This is a genomic window from Burkholderia sp. SIMBA_051, from assembly GCF_046534915.1.
GTDB classification, from domain to species: domain Bacteria; phylum Pseudomonadota; class Gammaproteobacteria; order Burkholderiales; family Burkholderiaceae; genus Burkholderia; species Burkholderia ambifaria.
Genome location: NZ_JAWRXS010000152.1, coordinates 1 through 303, shown reverse-complemented (window position 1 = coordinate 303; position 303 = coordinate 1). Strand labels below are relative to the sequence as shown.

1 pseudogene is annotated in these 303 nt (G+C 61.4%); it reads right to left on the bottom strand.

Going from position 1 to position 303, the window contains the following annotated elements:
• Positions 1 to 303, bottom strand: a pseudogene (locus SB771_RS33970) (chloride channel protein); the annotation flags it as partial.

Here is a 303-nt window from a genome sequence, read left to right as displayed (position 1 = left end):
CTCATACAGCGGCGGCGCGAAAAAGCGCGCTACGCGGCTTGCGATCAACGCGGTGGCCATCAGCGAGATCACGAGCGCGTGACCGTCGATCATCTCCATGACAATCACGAACGACGTGATCGGCGACTGCGTGACCGCAGCCAGATAGCCGACCATCGCGAGCGCGATCAGCATCGGCAATTGCATCGAGCCGAACACCATGTGCAGCAGATTGCCGAAGCCCGCGCCGATCGATAGCGAAGGCGCGAAGATGCCGCCCGGAATGCCGGGCAGATACTAGCCGACCATCGAGATCATCTTCAG